We start from the raw sequence: 20,955 nt of genomic DNA on the forward strand, positions 1-20,955 counted from the left end.
GCATTCCAAACTGTAGGAGCGGGCTTGCCCGCGATGGCGGCCTTACAGACTACACATCAAGCCCTGAACTGCCCCAGGCTGGCCTTGAGCTGCGCTGCCAACCCATCGAGCACCTTGCCGCTCTCGGTCGTCTCTACCACTGCCTGAGCCGCTTTCTCGGCCTGGGCATGAATGGTTTCCACGCGCCCGCGTACAGCCTGCGCACCCTGCGCCTGATGCGCCGCGGCCTGCGTGGCCAGGCCAATCGCCGCGTGCACCTGCTCGACCGACACCTGCACCGTTTGTTGCAGGCGCGCGCTGTCACGCAACACCAGCAGACCTTCGCTGGCTTGGCGCCCGGCCTGGCCAATCGCAGCAACAGCCTCCCGCGCACCTTGCTGCAAGGCGACGATGTGCGCCTGGATGTCACCGGTGGAGCTTTGGGTTTTGCTCGCCAACGCCCGCACTTCATCCGCCACCACGGCGAAGCCACGACCGGTTTCACCGGCGCGCGCCGCCTCGATGGCCGCGTTCAGCGCCAGCAGGTTGGTTTGCTCGGCGATGCCGTGGATCACGGTCAGCACCACTTCAATCTGCTCACTCTGCTGCGCCAGTCGCTCAATCACCTTGGCGCCGGTATCGACTTGCTCGGCCAGCGCCTCGATCAGGCCGCCGACTTTCGCCGAGGTGCGGGTATTTTCGTCGGTGGCCGAACGAATCTCCACCACCTGCTGCAAGGCCGCCTGCATGGCATGACTTTCGGACTGCGCCTCATCGGCCATTTGCGACAACGCGCGCAGGCTCTCGGCCACCTCGTCGCGCTGCATACCGGCCGCCGCATCGGCACCGGCGTTGCGCAAGGTCATGGCGCCGATCTCGACGCCCGTGCGCTGGGCGACATCGCCCGCTTCACGCACGATGGGCTGCAACTTATCCACAAAGCGATTGACCGCCGACGCCATGTCGCCGATCTCGTCCTTGCTGTTGATCTGCACGCGCTTGGTCAAGTCGCCCTCGCCGGCCGCCAGGTCGTCCATGGCGATGATCAGCATCTTCAACCGATTGACCACCCGACGACCGAGCACGACGGCCAGCAGCAGCAACACGCCGCACCCCACCAAGGCCAGGCCCATGCCAATGCGCCAGCGCAAGGTCGCTGCCGCTTCCTGCACGGTTTCGGTGGTATTGGCTTTCATGTCCGCAGCAGTGGACTGAGCGGAAGCCAGCCGTGCGCGCATGGCGGTGGCACTGTCGGCCGCCGCGCCCTTGAGGCTGTCGCCCACCAGTTGATCGCTGTTGGCAATCAGCGCTTCGAAGCGTTTATCCAGCGCCGCCAGATCCGTTTCCACCGAAGCGGTGGAGACCCCCATCAGCACCTTGCCGATTTCCACGCCATTGGGGTTGATGGACGCTTCAACGTAGTAGACCGACGGATCGTTTTTCGCTGCATCCAGCACCTTGTCCAGGGCACGTTCGCCCTGGCCTTTTTCCAGCAGTGCCTTGTTGATCGGATTTTCGCGATTGAGGTAGCGCGTCAGGTGCTGGCCGGTCGCATCGTCATAGACGACGAACAGCACGTTGGGATTGCGCTGGGCGCGACGGGCGAATTCGGACAGGGTCGGCACGTCGTTGTCCCACATGGCGCGGGGCGCGACCGAGGCCAGGAGCTGCGCCATATCACTGGCGGAGTCCTTCAGGTCTTTTTCCAGGGTCGCCCGCAGCTGCGATTGCTCCTCTTCAAGACGCGAAGACAAGCCGGCAGTGAGCCGCTGGCGCGTACTGGCGGAAAGGCTGTCGAGGCTCGACGTGACTTCGCGTCCCGCCTGCTCGAGCTCGGTGGACAGTTTTTGGCTGTCGGCGCCCAGGCGAACGCCCAGATCGGCCTCCAGCGCAGTCACCGTGCTGCGTGTCAGGGCGACCGCAACCAGCACTTGCACCAAAAGAGCGATACCAAGGGTAACGAACACAGGCCGCAAAAGACGGCTTTGTAACAGGGAAAGAACGGCCGACACAGGTAATCCCTCTGCTTTGACGCCATTAAATTGATGGCACGGAGGCAGCCATCCTTTTTTTATTGAGCTTTTTCAAATTCAGAGCAAAGGTCGTGCCGTCCTACAGACAGATACGACAAAGGGCCCAAATAAGGGCCCTTTGTCTTTTACATCAACGACTCATTAAGCGAACGGATGACGCAGAACGATGGTTTCGTTGCGGTCCGGGCCCGTCGAAATAATGTCGATCGGCGCGCCGACCAGTTCTTCGATGCGCTTGATGTAGTTGCGAGCGGCTTGCGGCAGCTCTTCCAGGGTCTTGGCGCCGAGGGTCGATTCGGTCCAGCCTGGCATCTGTTCGTACACAGGCTCCAGGCCGATGTAGCTGTCGGCGTCGGTCGGAGCGTCAATCACCGCACCGTCCTGGTTCTTGTAGCCAATGCAGATGTTGATGGTTTCCAGGCCGTCCAGTACGTCCAGCTTGGTCAGGCACAGGCCCGAGATGCTGTTGACGTCGATGGCGCGACGCAGGATGACGGCATCGAACCAGCCGCAACGACGGGCGCGACCGGTGGTTGCACCGAATTCGTGGCCACGCTTGGCCAGGAATGCACCGATGTCATCGAACAGCTCGGTCGGGAACGGACCTGAACCGACACGAGTGGTGTAGGCCTTGGTGATACCCAGGATGTAGTCGATGAAGCGCGGCCCCACACCGGAACCGGTGGCGATACCGCCGGCGGTGGTGTTGGAGCTGGTGACATACGGGTAGGTACCGTGGTCGATGTCCAGAAGGGAACCCTGGGCGCCCTCGAACATGATGTCCTTGCCCGCGCGACGCAGCTCGTGCAGCTCGGCGGTGACGTCGAGCATCATCGGTTTGAGCAACTCGGCGTATTCCATGCACTCATCCAGGGTTTTCTGGAAGTCGATGGCCGGCTCTTTGTAGTAATTGACCAGGACAAAGTTGTGGTAGTCCAGCAACTCGCCCAGCTTGGCGGCGAAACGCTCGCGGTGGAACAGATCACCGATGCGCAGGCCACGACGTGCAACCTTGTCTTCGTATGCCGGGCCGATGCCGCGACCGGTGGTGCCGATCTTCATCTCGCCACGAGCCTTTTCGCGGGCCTGGTCCAGCGCCACGTGATAGGACAGGATCAGCGGGCAGGAAGGGCTGATGCGCAGGCGATCACGCACCGGCACACCCTTCTCTTCCAGCTTGGTGATTTCCCGCATCAGAGCGTCGGGCGCAACCACCACGCCGTTACCGATCAGGCACTGTACGCCTTCGCGCAGTACGCCCGACGGGATCAGGTGCAAGACGGTTTTCTCACCGTCGATCACCAGCGTGTGACCCGCGTTGTGGCCACCCTGGTAGCGCACTACGGCGGCAGCATGTTCGGTCAGCAGATCAACGATCTTGCCTTTGCCCTCATCACCCCACTGGGTGCCCAGGACTACGACATTCTTACCCATAACACTTGTCCTCATTCGCGCAAACTTGGTGCCGGCGGCGGCCGGCAGGAAAACTCAAGAGGCCAGTGGCGATACTTGCCAAAGCCCGTTCTGCTGAATCAATTGCCGGTCGCAGTCCGCTTCACGGGCGGCGGCCAAAGGCTGCCCAGGCAACGCCTGGACAACACGCTGACCCTCACTGCGCAACTGGCAAACCTGCTGCCAGAGTGCCGCATCCGTACTGTCAGGCATCCAGATACCGCCAGACGGTAGCTCGATCTCAGCACGCCCCAGGGTCACCAGGGTTTTCAAATCGGTGGAGAAGCCGGTTGCCGGACGGGCACGACCGAAGTCGGCACCGATGTCGTCGTAACGACCACCCTGGGCAATGGACTGGCCAACACCCGGTACGAACACGGCGAACACCACACCGGTGTGGTAGTGATAACCGCGCAACTCGCCCAGGTCGAAATACAGCGGCAGATCCGGGAAACGGCTGGACAGGCGCTCGGCTATCGCCAGCAAATCGTCCAACGCCGCCAGCACGGGTGCCGGCGCCTTGGCGAGGCGCTCACGAGCCGCCACCAGCACTTCACGGCCGCCACACAGGTCAACCAGCGCGCGCAGCATGTCGGACAGTTCTGCCGGCAGGCCTTCGGTCAAGGTAATGACCTCGTCGATGGCCTTGCGTTGCAACGCATCGAACAACTGCTGCTCGACTTCACCGGACAGGCCTGCCGCACGGGCCAGGCCGCGGTAGATGCCAACATGCCCGAGGTCCATGTGCACGTCCGGCACATCGGCCAGTTGCAGCATGGCGAGCATCAGGCTGATGACTTCGACGTCACTGCTCGGGCTGGCATCGCCGTACAACTCGGCACCCAACTGGATCGGGCTGCGCGAGGATGACAAGGCGCGCGGCTGGGCGTGCAGCACGCTACCGGCATAGCACAGGCGATTGGGGCCTTCGCGACGCAAGGTGTGCGCATCGATGCGCGCCACCTGCGGCGTGATATCCGCCCGGAAACCCATCTGCCGACCCGATTGCGGGTCGATGACCTTGAAGGTACGCAGATCCAGGTCCTGGCCCGCGCCGGTCAGCAGGGATTCCAGGTACTCGATATGGGGAGTCACGACAAACTCGTAACCCCAGCTCTGGAACAGATCCAACACCTGGCGACGCGCGACTTCTATGCGCGCCGCCTCCGGTGGCAGTACTTCTTCGATGCCATCTGGCAGCAGCCAGCGGTCTACCGTTGCCATTACGCCATTCCCCTATGATCCGGGCGGCAAGCCTTGGGGCGAGCCTTGAGTGAAGCAGAAAATGCCTGGCCCTGCGAAAACACGCGCAAGAGCAACGAAGCGAAAAGCCTGAATTCGGGCTTCGCCAAACACTTTCCTCGTAAAACCTGTCGAGCCAACGGGCCCGGACATCTGCAAAAAAACAGCAATCAAACGTGCAGACGCAAAAAAGCCGGGAATTTCCCGGCTGCCGCATCATACACACGTTTTCCCAAAGGATCACCCCGCCGAAGGTTTTAGCCGCCCGGCGGGGGCGATTTCGGTCAACGCCGTATCAAGGCTTGGCTTTTTCCAGGTAGTGGAAGAAGTCGCTGCTTGGGTCCAGGACCATGACGTCGGATTTGTTCGCGAAGCTTTCACGGTAGGCGCGCAGGCTACGGTAGAACGCGTAGAACTCCTGGTCCTGGCCGTAGGCCTTGGAATAGATCGCTGCGGCCTGGGCATCGCCGTCACCGCGAATCTCTTCCGATTCACGATAGGCTTCAGCCAGCAGCACGCGGCGTTGACGATCGGCGTCGGCACGGATGCCTTCTGCCAGCTCGTTACCCTTGGCGCGGTGCTCGCGAGCTTCACGCTCACGCTCGGTGCTCATACGCTCGAACACGCTGCGGTTCACTTCCTTGGGCAGGTCGATGGTCTTGACGCGAACGTCGACCACTTCGATACCCAGTTCCTTTTCGGCCATCTTGTTCAGCGAAGAGGTGATGTCCGCCATGAGCGCATCACGCTCACCGGATACCACTTCGTGCAGGGTGCGCTTACCGAACTGGTCACGCAGGCCCGACTCCAGACGACGGGACAGACGCTCGTCGGCGATCTGCTTGAGGCCGGAAGTCGCGGTGTAGAAACGCTCGGCGTCCTTCACACGCCACTTGGCGTAGGCATCGACCATCACGGCTTTCTTTTCCAGGGTCAGGAAGCGCTGTGTCGGTGCATCCAGCGTCATCAGGCGAGCGTCGAACTTGCGCACCTGGTTAACGTAAGGCACTTTCACATGCAGCCCCGGCTGGACATCAGCCTGAACCACGCGTCCGAACTGCAGCAACACCGCGCGCTCGGTCTGAGCCACGATGTAGAAGCAGTTCCAGGCAGCGATCGCCACAACGACGCCAACAATAAGGGCGATCAGCGATTTATTGCTCATCAGCGACTCTCCCTGGTACGTGCCTGCTGTTGCTGCAGATCAGCTGCGGCACGCGCATTTGCTTCATTGCTGGTCGCTGCCGCACTGTTGACCGGTGCGTTGGTGCTGCGACCACTGCTGTCGATCATCTTGTCCAGCGGCAGGTAAAGCAGGTTGCTCTGGCCGTTCTTGTTGCCGGTCACGAGTACCTTGCTGGTACTGCTGAAGACTTCCTGCATGGTGTCCAGGTACAGACGCTGACGTGTAACCTCAGGCGCCTTGCGGTACTCGGCCACCAGCTTGGTGAAGCGGTCAGCCTCACCCTTGGCACGCGAGACGGTTTCGTCACGGTAGCCATTGGCGTCTTCAAGGATGCGCTGGGCCTGACCACGGGCTTCCGGCACGACGCCGTTGGCATAGGTTTCCGCCTGGTTACGCGAACGCTGCTCGTCTTCACGGGCACGGATCACGTCATCGAAGGCTTCCTGCACTTCACGCGGTGCCGCTGCGCTCTGTACGTTGACCTGGGTAACGGTGATACCGGTGCGATAGGTATCCATGAAGCGTTGCAGACGCTCCTTGATTTCGCTCGCCATCAATTCACGACCTTCGGTCAACACCTGGTCCATCGCAGTGGAACCCACCACGTGGCGCAAGGCGCTGTCAGTCGCGTGCTGCAGGCTGATTTCCGGCTGATCGACGCTCAGCACGAAGTCCTGCAGGTTGCTGATCTTGTACTGCACGGTCAGCGGCACTTCGACGATGTTCTCGTCTTCGGTGAGCATCTGGCCCTGCTTGGTGTACGCACGCTCACGCGTGACGTTTTCCATGTACTTCTTGTCGATCGGCGGGAAATAGATGTTCAGGCCCGGGCCAACCGTTTCGTAGTACTTGCCGAAGCGCAGCACCACGGCTTGCTCCTGCTCGTCGACGACATAAACGGCGCTGTACAGCCAGACGGCCGCCAGCACGACCAGGCCGATGCCGAGTATGCCGCCAAAGCCGCCACTCTTGCCGGAACCACCGCCGTCATCACCGCGTTTTTTACCACCACCGAACAACCCGTTCAGGCTTTCCTGCAGCTTTCGGAAGGCCTCGTCGAGATCTGGTGGCCCCTTGCGGTCGCCGTTATTGCGGCGCTTGCCACCCCAAGGATCCTGATTATTCGAGTTGCCACCCGGCTCATTCCAAGCCATAGCGCTCTCCATCTGATAAAGCAAAGACGCACCCACGGCGCGCCGACCAATGCTACAGAATGCCTGTCCCTGCGGCACAACCGCTTTCTCAGGCTTTTATTGCAAAGTGTGTTGCTCGATGAATTCCATCGGTTGCATGCCTTCGCGGCTCACCAGTCGATTCAACTCGACGCGTGGCAAACGAACGGCCAGCAGGCAGATGCCTTCTTCGTCATGCTCTTCTTTCTGTACAGCACCGATTTCAAAAAACTGCGCACGCAGTCGAGCAAAACGTTGCGGCAAGCGCAAGGTGCCCACGAACAAATCATCGCCGAGCAATTCGGCCACGGCCTGCTTGAGCAAGTCCAGACCTGTACCGTCCCTGGCCGACAACCAGACCCGCTGCGGCTTGCCATCGGCATCGCGCTGGATCTGCGGCTCCACGCCCTCGAGCAAATCGAGTTTGTTGTATACCTCGAGGATCGGCAAGTCCTGCGCCCCGATCTCCCCGAGCACTACCATGACCTGTTCAATCTGGGCCATACGCTCGGGTTCATGGGCGTCGATCACGTGCAGCAGCAGGTCGGAGTTACTCGACTCCTCGAGCGTAGCCCGAAATGCCTCGACCAGTTTGTGCGGCAGGTGACGGATGAACCCCACGGTATCGGCCAGCACGATGGGGCCGAGGTCGTCGAGTTCGAGGCGGCGCAGTGTCGGGTCGAGGGTGGCGAAGAGCTGGTCCGCGGCAAACACTTCGGAATCGGTCACCGAGTTGAACAGCGTCGATTTGCCGGCGTTGGTATAACCCACCAGTGAAACCGTCGGAATTTCCGCGCGCTTGCGCCCACGCCGAGACTGCTCGCGCTGGCTGCGAACCTTTTCCAGGCGCCCCTTGATCTGCCGCAGGCGAACCCGCAACAGGCGCCGGTCGGTTTCCAGCTGTGTTTCACCCGGACCGCGCAGGCCGATACCGCCCTTCTGCCGCTCAAGGTGAGTCCAGCCACGAACCAGGCGCGTGCTCATGTGCTCAAGCTGGGCCAGTTCAACCTGGAGCTTGCCTTCATGGGTACGGGCGCGTTGGGCGAAGATATCGAGAATCAGACCCGTGCGGTCGATCACGCGACACTCGAAAACACGTTCGAGGTTACGTTCCTGACTGGGCGTGAGGATGTGATTGAAAATAACCAGTTCTACCTGTTCGGCTTTGACCAGGTCGCGCAACTCCTCGACCTTGCCGCTGCCAATCAGGTATTTGGCGGTTGGCCGATTACGCGGCACGTTGAAAAACGCCGCGGTCTCGGCGCCAGCCGATGCCGCCAACTCCTGAAACTCCTGCGGATCTTCGCGCGCCTCAGGGTCCTGACCATCCAAGTGAACGAGAATGGCTCGCTCCCCACCACCGTGGCGCTCAAAGAACAAAGGAGACTCCTATCAGGCGTTACCTGGTTCAGTGTCACCCGACTCGGATTCGGTTGCGCTAGGCAGACGAATTGGACGAACCGGCACCACTGTAGAGATAGCGTGCTTGTAGACCATCTGGCTGACGGTGTTTTTCAGCAGGATGACGAACTGGTCAAACGACTCGATCGTGCCTTGCAGTTTGATCCCGTTGACCAGGTAGATGGACACCCCAACTTTCTCTTTACGTAAAGTATTCAAGTAAGGGTCTTGTAGCGAATGCCCTTTTGACATGTGTCGCACTCCTTTAAGGATTCAATATAAAAATAGGTAAACAGTTGGCTTGTGGCCGTCACACCCCCAAGGATAGACGGCAATTGCAAAGACTCAGCTCAATATGGAGATGGCTCCAAGGTATTTCAAGACGCGTGGCAGATTGTCGCAATCGAGACTGTCCAACCAGTGTAAGTCAGCCCAGCTGCGCAACCACGTGAACTGACGCTTGGCCAATTGGCGCGTGGCGATGATTCCACGCTCCTGCATTTCGGCTTCTGTCAGCTTGCCATCCAGATAGTCCCAGACTTGTCGATAACCGACCGCACGTATAGATGGCAACCCGGTGTGCAGGTCACCTCTTTCACGCAGGGCTACGACCTCGTCCATGAACCCCTGTTCCAACATCAAAGTGAATCTTTGTTTAATTCGTTCGTGCAGTACCTGGCGATTTGCCGGGGCAATGGCCAAGTTCGCGACAGTATAGGGCAATTGTTGCCGTCCCGACGCGGCTGCTTCAGTACTTTGCGCACTTTGTTGCAATCGAAGCGCGGTCATGCTCTGACCGCTGACCCGATAAACTTCCAATGCGCGACTGAGGCGCTGGGGATCGTTGGGGTGTATGCGCGCCGCCGACTCGGGGTCGATACGCTGCAATTGCTCGTGCAGGGCTTGCCAGCCAAGGCGTGCAGCCTCTTCTTCTATTTGCGCCCGCACTTCGGGATCGGCTGCCGGCATGTCCGCCAGGCCTTCGAGCAGCGCCTTGTAATAGAGCATGGTGCCGCCCACCAGCAGCGGAATCTTGCCGCGCGCGGTGATCTCGGCCATGGCTTGCAGGGCGTCACGGCGGAAATCGGCCGCCGAATAGCTCTCTGCCGGGTCGAGAATATCGATCAAGCGGTGTGGGAATTCAGCCAGGATTTCTTTCGAAGGCTTGGCGGTGCCGATGTCCATGCCGCGATAGACCAGGGCCGAATCGACACTGATCAGTTCGCAGGGCAGGACCTTGGTCAGCTCGATGGCCAGGTCGGTCTTGCCCGCTGCAGTCGGGCCCATCAGGAAAATCGCAGGTGGGAGCTGGCTCATCAACGACCGCGCAGGAACAATTTGTCCAGATCGTCCAGGCCCAGTTGGGTCCAGGTCGGTCGGCCATGGTTGCATTGGCCGCTGCGCTCGGTGTTTTCCATGTCACGCAGCAAGCCGTTCATTTCCGGCAGGGCCAGCCGCCGATTCGCCCGCACCGCACCGTGACAGGCCATGGTGCCCAGCAGTTCGTTGAGGTGGGCCTGAATGCGGTCGCTGGTGCCATATTCCATCAGGTCCGCCAGTACATCGCTGACCAGCCGGTTGGCTTCGGCTTGCTTGAGCAACGCCGGAATCTGGCGAATGGCCAGAGTCTCCGGGCCCAAACGCTGCAATTCGAAGCCCAGGCGCTGGAACCAGGCGACGTGCTCTTCGGCACAATCGGCCTCGCGCTGACTCAGCGCCAACGATTCAGGGACCAATAGTGGCTGTCCGCTCAGACTCTCGCTCGCCATGGCGACCTTGAGTCGCTCGTACATGATCCGCTCATGGGCGGCGTGCATGTCTACCAGCACCAGACCCTGGGCGTTTTCCGAGAGGATGTAGATACCCTTGAGCTGCGCCAACGCATAACCCAACGGCGGGATATCGCCCTGCCCTTCGGGAAGCGCAGCGGCGTTGGCTTCGGGCAGCGGCGCGAAGAACTCGCGATAGGCGGCCTGGGCTTCCGCTGCCGGCATCGTCGACTGCGGGCGCGGAGTGTATTGATACTGATAACCGGCGCCAGCTCCAGCGCCGGCGGCATTGAATGACGGTTGGGCCTGCGGCTGCTCCAGCAGGGCATTGGCCGCCAGGCGCATTTCGCCCTGTGGCCCGAACTCGCCGGCTTCAAGGCCGGTCGGGCGGACGATGGCGGTCGCTACCGGTGCGGCCAGATGATCGTCGGGACGTACATCGCCCAAGGCGCGGTGCAAGGTGCCATAGAGGAAGTCATGGACCATGCGCCCTTCGCGAAAGCGCACTTCGTGCTTGGTCGGGTGCACGTTGACGTCGACGCCGGTTGGGTCGACCTCGAAGAACAGCACGAATGTCGGGTGCCGGCCATTGAACAGCACATCGCGATAGGCCTGGCGCACCGCGTGGGCCACCAGTTTGTCGCGCACGGCCCGGCCATTGACGAAGAAGTATTGCAAGTCCGCCTGGCTGCGATTGAAGGTGGGCAAGCCGACCCATCCCCACAGATGCAGGCCATTGCGCTCGATTTCGATGGGCAGCGCCTGCTCCAGGAAACCCGGGCCGCAAATGGCTGCCACACGCCGTGCGCGGGCCGCATCATCATGGGCCTCATGCAGGCTGAGGATGGTCTTGCCGTTGTGACGCAAATGAAACGCCACGTCGAACCGGGCGAGCGCCAGGCGCTTGATCACTTCCTGCAGGTGATCGAATTCGGTTTTTTCGGTCTTGAGGAATTTGCGCCGCGCCGGGGTATTGAAGAACAGGTCGCGCACTTCCACCGACGTGCCCACCGGGTGAGCCGCCGGCTGGACACGGGGCGCCATCTCCCGACCTTCGGTCTCCACCTGCCACGCCTGATCGGCATCGCGGGTACGTGACGTCAGGGTCAGGCGCGACACGGAACTGATCGAAGCCAGCGCCTCACCGCGAAACCCCAGGCTCATCACCTGCTCGAGGTCTTCCAGGTTGCGGATCTTGCTGGTGGCGTGTCGCGCCAGGGCCAGCGGCAGGTCATCGGCGGCGATGCCTCGGCCATCGTCGCGCACCCGCAGCAGCTTGATGCCGCCCAGCTCCACATCGACATCGATGCGTTTGGCACCGGAGTCGAGGCTGTTTTCCAGCAACTCCTTGATCACCGAAGCCGGGCGCTCGACCACCTCACCGGCGGCAATCTGGTTGGCCAGTCGGGGGCTGAGCAGCTCGATACGAGCGCTGTTGGTCACCACCTGATTCATTCTTTGGACGCCAGTTCAGTGCCGGGAATGGTCAGGGTCTGACCGATTTTCAACTCATCGGTTTTCAGGTTGTTGGCACTGCGCAAGGTCGCCGGCGACACCTGGTAGCGCACGGCGATCATTGCCAGGGTTTCGCCGGGGTTGACCCGGTGGTCCCGTGGGCCCTGGGCAATCTTGCCGGAATCACGCAACCAGGCGATGTAGGTCCCCGGCGGAGGATTCTGCTGGAAGAACTGGCGCACACCGCTGCTGATCGAGCGTGCCAGGGCCTGCTGGTGGCTGGACGCGGCGAGCTTGGACGCTTCGTTGGCGTTGGAGATAAAACCGGTTTCCACCAGGATCGATGGGATGTCCGGCGACTTCAACACCATGAACCCGGCCTGCTCCACACGTTGTTTGTGCAAAGGCGTGACGCGCCCGATGTTGCTCAGGACCTTCTGACCGACGTTCAGGCTGGAAGTCAGCGACGCGGTCATCGACAGATCGAGCAATACGCCCGCGAGCATGCGGTCCTTGTCGTCGAGACTGACGTTGCCCGCACCGCCGATCAGGTCGGAACGGTTTTCACTGTCCGCCAGCCACCGTGCCGTTTCCGACGTGGCGCCACGATCCGACAGGGCGAACACCGACGCACCGAACGCGGCGGTGGAGGGTGCGGCATCGGCGTGGATCGAGACGAACAGATCGGCGCCTTTCTTGCGCGCAATTTCGGTGCGCCCGCGCAGCGGAATGAAGTAGTCGCCAGTACGGGTCAGTTCGGCGCGGAAGCCTTTCATCCCGTTGACTTGCCGTTGCAGTTCACGGGCGATGGACAGCACCACGTCTTTTTCGCGCTGACCACGGGAACCCGAGGCCCCCGGGTCTTCACCGCCGTGGCCGGCATCGATGACCACAATGATGTCGCGCTTGCCGGCTGGGGCAGGCGGCAACTTCACCGGAGGATCTACCGGGGTGACCGGGACCGGGGCGACGGTCGCGACGTTGGTCGGCGCCGGAATCGGCGCAGCGTCCGCCGGATTGTCGAACAGGTCGACCACCAGGCGGTTGCCATACTGGGCATTTGGCGCCAGGGTGAAACTCTTCGGCGTGACGGCTTTTTTAAGATCGATGACCACCCGCAGGTCGGTCGGCGTGCGTTGAGCCGAGCGCATGGCGGTGATCGGGGTGTTGGCGGTGGAGACGTTCAATGGCGCGCCAAGGCTGGCGCCATTGATGTCGATCACCAGTCGATCCGGGGCGGTCAAGGTGAACACACTGTGCTGCACCGGCCCGGTGAGGTCGAACACCAGACGTGTGTTGTCCGGCGCCCGCCACAGACGAACACTGTTGACCTTCGTGTCGGCCATAGCGTTGACGGTCACCGCCAAAAACAACATCCCAACGGCAGCTACCATCGCGCGAAAGCGCATACCTGACCCCATCATTTAATTGGATTCCAATGCCAAAGCGGCACACCAGGACTCGCCACGCGAGCCCTGGGACAAAATTTTCAGCGAACGCCCACTGCCTTGGGGGCTAATGGTAATGGTCAGGTCGGGCTTTGGCAAAAAGCCTGCCCCCTTCTGGGGCCACTCTATCAGGCATAACGCATCGTCTTCGAAATAGTCACGGATGCCGAGGTACTCCAGCTCTTCCGGGTCAACCAGCCGATAAAGGTCGAAATGGAAGGCGCGAATGTCGCCGATCTCGTAGGGTTCAACCAACGTGAAGGTCGGGCTTTTCACCGCGCCCACGTGGCCCAGGCCACGGATGATGCCCCTGGACAGCGTGGTTTTACCCGCCCCCAGATCCCCCTCGAGAAAAATCAGACCGTGCCCTTCGGTGGTTTTCGCGATGCGTGTGCCAAAAGCGGTCATCGCTTGCTCATCAGCCAGGTACAGGGTTACTTCAGACACGGTGCTTGCTCCTCCAACAACTGACGAATGGCTGGAATCAAATCACTGGCCGCCAGCCCACGGCCCGAATTACCTTGTTGCGCCCCGGCATTGGCGTGCAGCCAGACCGCAAGACAAGCAGCGTCGAACGGGCTCATGCCTTGCGCCAACAACGCGCCAATCAAACCGGCCAGCACATCGCCCAGACCCGCTGTGGCCATGGCCGGGTGGCCCTGATGACACACCGCCAGACGCCCGTCGGGGCTGGCGATCAGGCTGCCGGCGCCCTTGAGCACCACAACCGCTGTATATCTTTTGCTCAGTGCCTGGGCGGCGCCTGGCCGGTCGGCCTGAACCTGAGCGGTAGTGATCCCGAGCAACCGTGCGGCCTCGCCCGGATGAGGTGTGATCACACCGCCACCGGGCAGCTTCACCTGCCCTGCCGCCAGCATATTCAGGGCATCAGCATCCCAAACCTGCGGCAACGGTGCATTGGCCGCTGCCGACAGCAAACTTCGCCCCCAGGAAGACTGCCCCAAGCCGGGCCCGACCACCAGCACGGAAACCTTTTGCAGTAATCCCATCAACTGATTGGCCGACGAAGTGCCCAGGACCATGGCTTCCGGGAGCCGGGCCAGCGCTGCCGGCACATGTTCGCTACGGGTGGCCAGCGACACCATGCCCGCGCCACTGCGCAGCGCACTTTGCGCGCTGAGCAGGATGGCACCCCCAAAACCGTGATCCCCGCCGATCAACAGGACATGGCCGAATTGGCCTTTATGGGCGCTCGGCGCGCGACTCGCCACACGAGGCAAGTTGCTGGCCGTCAGTCGACGCGCCCTGACGTCGACGCCCTCGAAAGCCTGCGGTGATGCTTGCAGATCATTGAACACCAGCTCTCCGAGCACATCCGCCGCGTCCCCGGTGAACAGTCCCAGCTTCAGAGCGATGAATGTCACGGTCAGGTCGGCCCGCACCGCCACACCCAATACCCGGCCGGTATCGGCACACAGCCCCGAAGGTATATCCACCGCCGCCACCGGCAAGCCACTGGCGTTGATTGCACCGATGACACTGGCGAAGGGCTCGCGCACCTCGCCCGTCAGCCCCGTGCCCAGCACCGCGTCCACGACGACGCCCCGAAGCGCCGATTGCGCGCCCCAGGTCTCAATGTCCACGCCCTCGGCCCGTGCCTCGGCACAGGCCAACGCGGCATCGCCTTGCAAGCGCTGAGGATCACCGGCAGCCAACACGCGAACCTTCCAACCGGCACGCCTGGCCAGCACAGCAATCAGATAGCCATCACCGGCGTTATTGCCGTGGCCCGCAACGACCGTCAATTCGTCCGCGCCCGGCCAGCGCCGGACCAGCGTCCGCCAGGTGGCATACGCAGCGCGCTGCATCAATTCGAAGCGCGGTGTGCCGGCAGCGATCAGCCGCGCATCGATGGCTCGCACTTGCGCGGCGCCGTACAGCGCGTCGGGTAAATCATCTTTAGTGTGCGGCATGCGTCTTCGGGCTCCGATGTCTGGCAGAATTATACGCACCTCAGCTCCGGTTTCTCTCGCCTCATGTCCGCCATTACTACAGACCTGTCCGCCCTCGCCCAATCCATCAAGGACTGGGGCCGCGAGCTGGGCTTCCAGCAAGTCGGCATCAGCGGCCTGGACCTCGCCGAGCATGAGCAGCACCTGGAGCGCTGGCTCGAAGCCGGCTATCACGGCGAAATGGACTACATGGGCGCCCACGGCAGCAAACGTTCGCATCCGGAGGAACTGGTGCCCGGCACACTTCGGGTGGTGTCCCTGCGCATGGACTACCTGCCAGGCGACACCGAAATGGCCAAACGCCTGGCCCAACCGGAAAAAGCCTACGTATCGCGTTATGCCTTGGGCCGCGATTACCACAAATTGATCCGTAAACGTGTGCAACAACTGGCAGAAAAAATTCAAGGAGTGATCGGCCCGTTCGGCTACCGGGCATTCGTCGACAGCGCTCCAGTGCTGGAAAAAGCCATTGCACAGCAGGCGGGTCTAGGCTGGATCGGCAAGAACACACTGGTCTTGAATCGCAAGGCCGGCAGTTATTTCTTTCTGAGCGAATTGTTCGTCGACCTGCCGTTGCCGGTCGATCCGCCGCACGCCAGCGATCATTGCGGAAAATGCACGGCGTGCCTCGACATCTGCCCGACCAACGCCTTTGTCGGTCCCTACGTGCTGGATGCCCGACGCTGTATTTCCTACCTGACCATCGAGCTGAAAAACGCCATCCCTGAAGAGTTGCGCCCCCTGATCGGCAATCGGGTGTTCGGCTGTGATGACTGTCAGATCGTCTGCCCGTGGAACCGCTTTGCCAAACCATCCGGTGAAGGCGACTTCAAGCCACGGCATAACCTGGACAACGCCGAACTGGCGGAGCTGTTCCTGTGGGACGAGGATAAATTCCTCAGCAGTACCGAAGGCTCGCCACTGCGCCGGGCGGGGTACGAGCGCTGGTTGCGGAATCTGGCCGTGGGCCTGGGCAATGCGCCTTCGACGATCCAGGTGCTGGAAGCGCTGAAGGCACGGCGGGATTATCCCTCGGAGATGGTCAGGGAACACGTGGAATGGGCGTTGCGCCAGCATTCTGCTCGCGCCTCCTGAGTGGCTCAGGTGTGGCCACCTACCTGTAGAACAGTGACCAACTTGTCGGTGTCATCGACCAGGTACGTCACGCGGTCCTTGCCGCCGAGCCGGGCCTCCCACATATCGACCCGGTTGACCCTGTTACCCTGAAGGTCCTTCCAGGCCTTCGAATGATGCTGCAGGAATTTGGGGTTGGGGTCGCCCATGTGCCGAACCGCTTCGGCCGGGTCCACCCCTTTGTGGTAGATCGCGTTCTTGAATTGGTCGTACTCGTGTTGCTGCGCGCGCCTCAGTTGTTTCGAGATGCTTTTCGGCTCGGCCAGCTTGATTTTCCACGGCCCATTGCCCCTGAAGCCTTCGCCGACCGAACTGCCGGCATTCCCGGTTTTTGTACCGATTCCCGATGCCGAGGGTGGGCGCTTGGGGCTCAACCCCTTCGAAAAGGCTTTGCCAAGCCGATTGCCCCAATGCACGGTGGCCTTACCGATGGCGCCAACCCCTGCCACCACCGAACCCCCGCCTGCCCCGATACTGACCCAGTCGAGGATATCCGCCGCTTCCGACTCCGCGTCAAAGGTCCGCAACACAGCGGCAGTCGCTCCGGTAACGCCGGAAACGACCCCCATGGCCAATCCCACCATTGCCAGTGGCGTCGCGACGCCTAATGTCAAAACACTGGCTGCAATGCCGATGAACGAGACCACGCCACTCAGGATCGCCCCCCAGAAATGCCCGGTGGGATCGACTCGATTGATCGGATCGCCTGCGCAATAAGCGTAGGGATTCAAACCACCCGCACCGAACGGGCTCAGGTTGTCGGGGCTGAGGAAGCGCCTCAGGGTCGGGCTGTAAACACGATAACCGTTTCCGGGCAGGTACAAACCGCTCTGCGGATCGAGTAGCTCGCCACTGAATCCCGGCACGCTGAACGAACCGGCCTGCACCCGTCGATGACCAAAAGGGCTGTAGGCAAACGGCGAACATTGCGTGCCCGACGTCTCGCTGAGCACGCTACGCTGCTGATCGACAGCCAGCAGCCCGATCCCGGCATCGGTACCTCGGCGCTCCAGCCCCAACAGAAGGCCGTTCGACGCCAACGACGTGCGGCTGCTGGCACCCTCGAGATCATTGCTGCTCCGATCGTTTCGATAATAACGCCGGGTGGTCGCCCCTGACGGCTGGGCCAGCTCGACCAGCCGATCCCGGGCGTCGTAATGAAAGTCGCGTATGACCTGCTGGTCCGTGCCGGCGACCCGGACCAGGCGCCCCAGGGCATCGTAGGAAATACGCCTCCCCTGTTCATCCAGGACCAGATGACCATTGTCGTCGTATTGCAGCGTCACTGGCGCCGGGTAGTCCTTGTGGCTGTTACGGATCGCAGTCAATCGGGTCGGGTCAGTAGCGCTGTACTCGAAAGTCGTGAGGTTGGTGCCACCGGGGAATCGGGTTTCCAGGGTGAGGATGTTATCGAGTGCATCGAACACGTAGGCTTGCCGGATGATTTCCTTGCCCTGGGCATCGCGCGGCCGTTGAGTGCCCGTGCACTCATAAAAGCACAGGCGACCGCGCGAGTCGTAGGTGAACTGCTCGTCGCGCAACACCGCCTGCTCGTGCCGCAACGTCTTTCGCATCAGCTTGTCCGCCTGGCTGTAGGTAGAGGACAAGACCTGCGTCACGCCATCGCCGAACTGGAAGGTTCGCGACACCTCGCGCCCGAAATCATCGTAGGCCATACGCGTGGTCATGGAGCCTTGTCCCTGCGTGGCGCGGGCCTCGATCGCCACCAGTTGACTGAGTGTATTGTAGGAAAAAGTGGCGTTCAGCGCCCGATGTTCAAATGACTGCGCACGACCTGCATCGTCATACCCGGTCGTGTGCGGTTCACCCAGAACGTCGACGAAACGAAGCAATCGACCACCCAGGGAATAGCTGTAGAAGACACTTTTACCGTCGTCGCCGACCCGGGAAGTCTCACTTTTGAGGCGCCCGGCCCGGTCGTACGTCAGTCGGGTTTCGCGGCCCTGCTCGACACACCGGGTCAACTCGCCCAGCTGAGGATGATATTCGTAGCTGGCGAGTAATCCGGTGGCCTGGCGTTGCGTGACAACACCACCCAATTGGGCTTCGTAGCGGTATTCGACGCGCTCGCCAGCGGGCGTTTGCTTCCAGGCAGGTTGGCTGCAACCGGCTTCATATCCCACCCGACTGGTCCGGCCACCTACGACGCGCAGGGTCAAGCGCCCCAGCCCATCGAATACCTGTCGCCCCAGCGTATGGCCGGCCACCGTGATGCCGACCGGCAAGGACTGCCGGGAGTGCCCGGCGTAGGTGGTCTGCACCGCACTGCCGTCGGGTAACGTGCTGAGGGTCAGGCGATCGAACACGTCATAGGCATGGGTGGTGCGATTCCCCACGGGGTCGGTCTGCTCGACGCAACGGCCCAGACCGTCATAGGCATAAAGCTGTGCGCCATGGCTGTTGTTCGAGGTATCGAAGCGCTCGATGCTGTCGGGTTTACCGAATGTGTTGTACACCGTGACGGTTTTGCCCATACCCTCCAGCCAGGTCGTCTCCTTGCGCAGGATCGGGTCAAAGTCGCGACGCTCCCGACGACCATCGGGGTGCACCGTACTGCTGACCTGCCCCCAATCATCATAGGTGAAGACCGTATTGAACACCTGGCGCTGCCCGAGCCACCAGTCGATCTTTTTTTCACCAGTCATTTGCCCGAGCACGTCGTACTTCGCGGCATAGACCTCGCGAAACACCACGTCCCCGTCCTGCTCCGGGTCCTGCTCTTCGACCTCAATGACCCGCCCAAGCCCGTCATAGCGGGTTTTGCTGTGTTGGCCCATGGCATCGGTGTCCAGTTTCGTCACCAGGATCCGGGCCCCCTTCTTCTCCTGTTTAAAACGCGAGCTGTTGCGGCTTTCGAATTCACTGCCGGCTGCAACGGTTCGGCTCGTTTCTCGACCCAGGCCATCGTAAGTGAAGTCGACGCGCCCCTGGTCCTCGTTCTGCTCCGAGCGCTTCAAGCCATTGATGACAGACGCGCTCACACTCGATTCCTGGCGGGTTTCATCGAACCCCAACTGGATGGTTTGCATCTGCAACGCGGTGTCATCAAGCAGGTACTCGAAATGCGTCGCGCACGACTCCCCGCCCTGGCGCACTGTGTATTTGTGCAGCACGGTGTAAGCCTGCGGGTCTGTGACCATCTCGGTGTATTCGAGATCGGTCTGCAACCGCAAGACCGCTCCCGCCTGCGTGTGCTCGTAAAAGCGCTGTTGCGACAGTACGACATCGCAGCCAGGCTTACCGGGCTCGCCGATTTGCCGGTAGCGAAATTGCAGCTGCGTCGTCGCAGCCTGGGCAAGATCCGCTGCCGCCCGTACGGTTCGGCTTTTCTCGAAGCGCGCGAACCCCAGCGGGTCGGCCGGACAACCTTCGGCACCGCTGGCCGGGTAAAACGTCGAGACGGTCACCACCCCGTTCGGCGCGACATGCTTGAGAAGGTTGCCCCAGGCATCGAACAGGGTCGTGGTCACCTCCTCGCGGAAAGCCTGGGTCTGGCGGTTTTCATAGCGCAGCGTCTGGACCTTGGGCAGTCGGAATTGCGCGGGCTGCCCGGTGAACGGTTTGCCCGGCTCAAGGTGATAATCGACCGTTCTCGACACCACGCTTTGATTGCAGCGGGTCACTTGGGAGATCAGCAAATGGTATTTGTTGTAGGTACGCTTGATGGAGCGATGCACGTTGGCACCCTCCATCAGCATTTCCACCGAGGAATACAGGTAGTCCGAGCTCCTCTGGTACAAGGTGTCGCCGTCCCGCCTCCAGTGCAGATCACTGTCGTCGTACCCCAGGAAATTGGTCGGCGAGAATCGGTAGTGGGTAGTGATGGCCGGTTGCAGGCCCGGGAAAACCGTATGGGTGCATACATGCGGGATCGTCGTCTGTGGCGCGCCACGGGGAAGCCGATGGCCCGCCGCTTCGTAGCGGATCTGCTCGCGCGCCCCCAGGGGTGAGATGACCTCTGTCAGGCATTCGGCCCCGCCGATGGCCTGACTGCTCAGTATCCAGGCACTGCCGTCGGGTAACTGCACGGCACTCACCCGATCACCGGCCTGTTTCAGCGTGAAGGACGCGGCGCACTCGCTGCCTGGGTACAACGTCAAGACCACCTGGCCAGGCGTTCGCTCGATGCTCAACAAGGCTCGAGTGGCGTCGCGCACGGCGGACAGCGCCGGCTCATCACCCATCGACTGGTAATCGAACAGGATCGCCCCGCCGTTGGCCGAAACGATTCTTTTGGGCACCGCCAGCTCACTACCGACGTAGACCTCCAGTTCTTCGATCAAGCCGCTTTTATGCACGACATCAAAGCGTCCGGATTCCCGACAAAGCACCTTGAAAGTCTTCAGCTTGAGTTCGTCAAGGACGAGCCCCGAAGACGTCTTCTTCGCCTGGTAACGTTCGCCCCCCGCCAGGGTCAGGAGGCCATGGGGTACGTCGTAGCGGGTCAGTGCCAGTGACCAGCCCTTCCCGAATCCGCCGTCATGGGTCTGGAGTGGATTGAAGAAAAGCCTGATTGGCAGGCTTGGCCCCTGCAAAAAGTTGGACCTGAGCTCGCCCAGTGTCAGCGAGCAGGTATACGTGCCGGTGCGAGGATCGACCCCTCCGGTGAGAAACCCGCTGAAATTGAAAGCATTGGAATGTAGAGGTGGGGCCCCAGCATCGCTGGCAGTCGATGAATCAGGCATGGAAG

At 61.5% G+C, this 20,955-nt stretch carries 14 protein-coding genes; 1 reads left to right on the top strand and 13 read right to left on the bottom strand.

Translation table 11 applies throughout. The features are described 5' to 3' along the window. Positions 1-56: 56 nt before the first annotated feature. The 12 genes from AB4N33_RS19215 to AB4N33_RS19270 form a co-directional block, all read right to left on the bottom strand. Positions 57-1,991: a methyl-accepting chemotaxis protein gene (locus tag AB4N33_RS19215; RefSeq protein ID WP_460118585.1), complete on the bottom strand. Its 1,935-nt coding sequence runs from the start codon at positions 1,989-1,991 to the stop codon at positions 57-59. Between the two features lie 162 nt (positions 1,992-2,153). Next, positions 2,154-3,446: an adenylosuccinate synthase gene (locus AB4N33_RS19220; RefSeq protein WP_460118587.1), complete on the bottom strand. Its 1,293-nt coding sequence runs from the start codon at positions 3,444-3,446 to the stop codon at positions 2,154-2,156. A 54-nt stretch (positions 3,447-3,500) separates the two neighbouring features. Continuing rightward, positions 3,501-4,688 (bottom strand): ATP phosphoribosyltransferase regulatory subunit, encoded by a 1,188-nt coding sequence (locus AB4N33_RS19225; RefSeq protein ID WP_460118589.1) that lies wholly within the window; start codon positions 4,686-4,688, stop codon positions 3,501-3,503. A 313-nt stretch (positions 4,689-5,001) separates the two neighbouring features. Beyond that, positions 5,002-5,871 carry a protease modulator HflC gene (hflC, locus tag AB4N33_RS19230; protein ID WP_093227195.1) on the bottom strand — a complete coding sequence of 290 codons (870 nt, stop codon included), beginning with the start codon at positions 5,869-5,871 and terminating at the stop codon, positions 5,002-5,004. After that, on the bottom strand, positions 5,871-7,046 hold the full coding sequence (hflK, locus tag AB4N33_RS19235; RefSeq protein WP_460118592.1) for an FtsH protease activity modulator HflK: 1,176 nt from the start codon (positions 7,044-7,046) through the stop codon (positions 5,871-5,873). Before hflK ends, hflC begins: the two co-directional genes overlap by 1 nt. 96 nt (positions 7,047-7,142) lie before the next feature. Beyond that, positions 7,143-8,444, bottom strand: a complete 1,302-nt coding sequence (hflX, locus tag AB4N33_RS19240) for a ribosome rescue GTPase HflX (protein WP_460118594.1) — start codon at positions 8,442-8,444, stop codon at positions 7,143-7,145. Between the two features lie 12 nt (positions 8,445-8,456). Beyond that, complete coding sequence (gene hfq / locus AB4N33_RS19245) at positions 8,457-8,717, bottom strand: RNA chaperone Hfq (protein ID WP_476458023.1); 261 nt, start codon at positions 8,715-8,717, stop codon at positions 8,457-8,459. A 93-nt stretch (positions 8,718-8,810) separates the two neighbouring features. Next, positions 8,811-9,782: a tRNA (adenosine(37)-N6)-dimethylallyltransferase MiaA gene (miaA, locus tag AB4N33_RS19250; protein ID WP_460118598.1), complete on the bottom strand. Its 972-nt coding sequence runs from the start codon at positions 9,780-9,782 to the stop codon at positions 8,811-8,813. After that, positions 9,782-11,689 (bottom strand): DNA mismatch repair endonuclease MutL, encoded by a 1,908-nt coding sequence (gene mutL / locus AB4N33_RS19255; protein ID WP_476458024.1) that lies wholly within the window; start codon positions 11,687-11,689, stop codon positions 9,782-9,784. The genes miaA and mutL overlap by 1 nt, the downstream gene beginning before the upstream one ends. Then, entirely contained in the window at positions 11,686-13,065 is a 1,380-nt protein-coding gene (locus AB4N33_RS19260) for an N-acetylmuramoyl-L-alanine amidase (RefSeq protein ID WP_460126833.1), read from the bottom strand. Before AB4N33_RS19260 ends, mutL begins: the two co-directional genes overlap by 4 nt. Before the next feature lie 48 nt (positions 13,066-13,113). Further along, positions 13,114-13,584: a tRNA (adenosine(37)-N6)-threonylcarbamoyltransferase complex ATPase subunit type 1 TsaE gene (gene tsaE / locus AB4N33_RS19265; RefSeq protein WP_460118602.1), complete on the bottom strand. Its 471-nt coding sequence runs from the start codon at positions 13,582-13,584 to the stop codon at positions 13,114-13,116. Continuing rightward, positions 13,572-15,071 (bottom strand): NAD(P)H-hydrate dehydratase, encoded by a 1,500-nt coding sequence (locus AB4N33_RS19270; protein ID WP_476458025.1) that lies wholly within the window; start codon positions 15,069-15,071, stop codon positions 13,572-13,574. Before AB4N33_RS19270 ends, tsaE begins: the two co-directional genes overlap by 13 nt. A gap of 63 nt (positions 15,072-15,134) precedes the next feature. Between AB4N33_RS19270 and queG the strand changes: the two genes are divergently transcribed. Next, entirely contained in the window at positions 15,135-16,205 is a 1,071-nt protein-coding gene (gene queG, locus AB4N33_RS19275; protein WP_460140396.1) for a tRNA epoxyqueuosine(34) reductase QueG, read from the top strand. A gap of 5 nt (positions 16,206-16,210) precedes the next feature. Here the strand turns inward: queG and AB4N33_RS19280 are convergent, their stop codons facing one another. Continuing rightward, positions 16,211-20,950 (bottom strand): RHS repeat domain-containing protein, encoded by a 4,740-nt coding sequence (locus AB4N33_RS19280; protein ID WP_476458026.1) that lies wholly within the window; start codon positions 20,948-20,950, stop codon positions 16,211-16,213. Positions 20,951-20,955 lie beyond the last annotated feature (5 nt).

Source organism: Pseudomonas sp. S1_E05 (assembly GCF_056337105.1).

Excerpts from the sequence above, each read along its gene's own strand:
- AB4N33_RS19220 (WP_460118587.1), bottom strand. The coding sequence starts at position 3,446 with ATGGGTAAGAATGTCGTAGTCCTGGGCACCCAGTGGGGTGATGAGGGC.
- AB4N33_RS19225 (WP_460118589.1), bottom strand. The coding sequence starts at position 4,688 with ATGGCAACGGTAGACCGCTGGCTGCTGCCAGATGGCATCGAAGAAGTA.
- hflC (WP_093227195.1), bottom strand. The coding sequence starts at position 5,871 with ATGAGCAATAAATCGCTGATCGCCCTTATTGTTGGCGTCGTTGTGGCG.
- hflK (WP_460118592.1), bottom strand. The coding sequence starts at position 7,046 with ATGGCTTGGAATGAGCCGGGTGGCAACTCGAATAATCAGGATCCTTGG.
- hfq (WP_476458023.1), bottom strand. The coding sequence starts at position 8,717 with ATGTCAAAAGGGCATTCGCTACAAGACCCTTACTTGAATACTTTACGT.
- miaA (WP_460118598.1), bottom strand. The coding sequence starts at position 9,782 with ATGAGCCAGCTCCCACCTGCGATTTTCCTGATGGGCCCGACTGCAGCG.
- mutL (WP_476458024.1), bottom strand. The coding sequence starts at position 11,689 with ATGAATCAGGTGGTGACCAACAGCGCTCGTATCGAGCTGCTCAGCCCC.
- AB4N33_RS19260 (WP_460126833.1), bottom strand. The coding sequence starts at position 13,065 with ATGTTGTTTTTGGCGGTGACCGTCAACGCTATGGCCGACACGAAGGTC.
- AB4N33_RS19270 (WP_476458025.1), bottom strand. The coding sequence starts at position 15,071 with ATGCCGCACACTAAAGATGATTTACCCGACGCGCTGTACGGCGCCGCG.
- queG (WP_460140396.1), top strand. The coding sequence starts at position 15,135 with ATGTCCGCCATTACTACAGACCTGTCCGCCCTCGCCCAATCCATCAAG.
- AB4N33_RS19280 (WP_476458026.1), bottom strand. The coding sequence starts at position 20,950 with ATGCCTGATTCATCGACTGCCAGCGATGCTGGGGCCCCACCTCTACAT.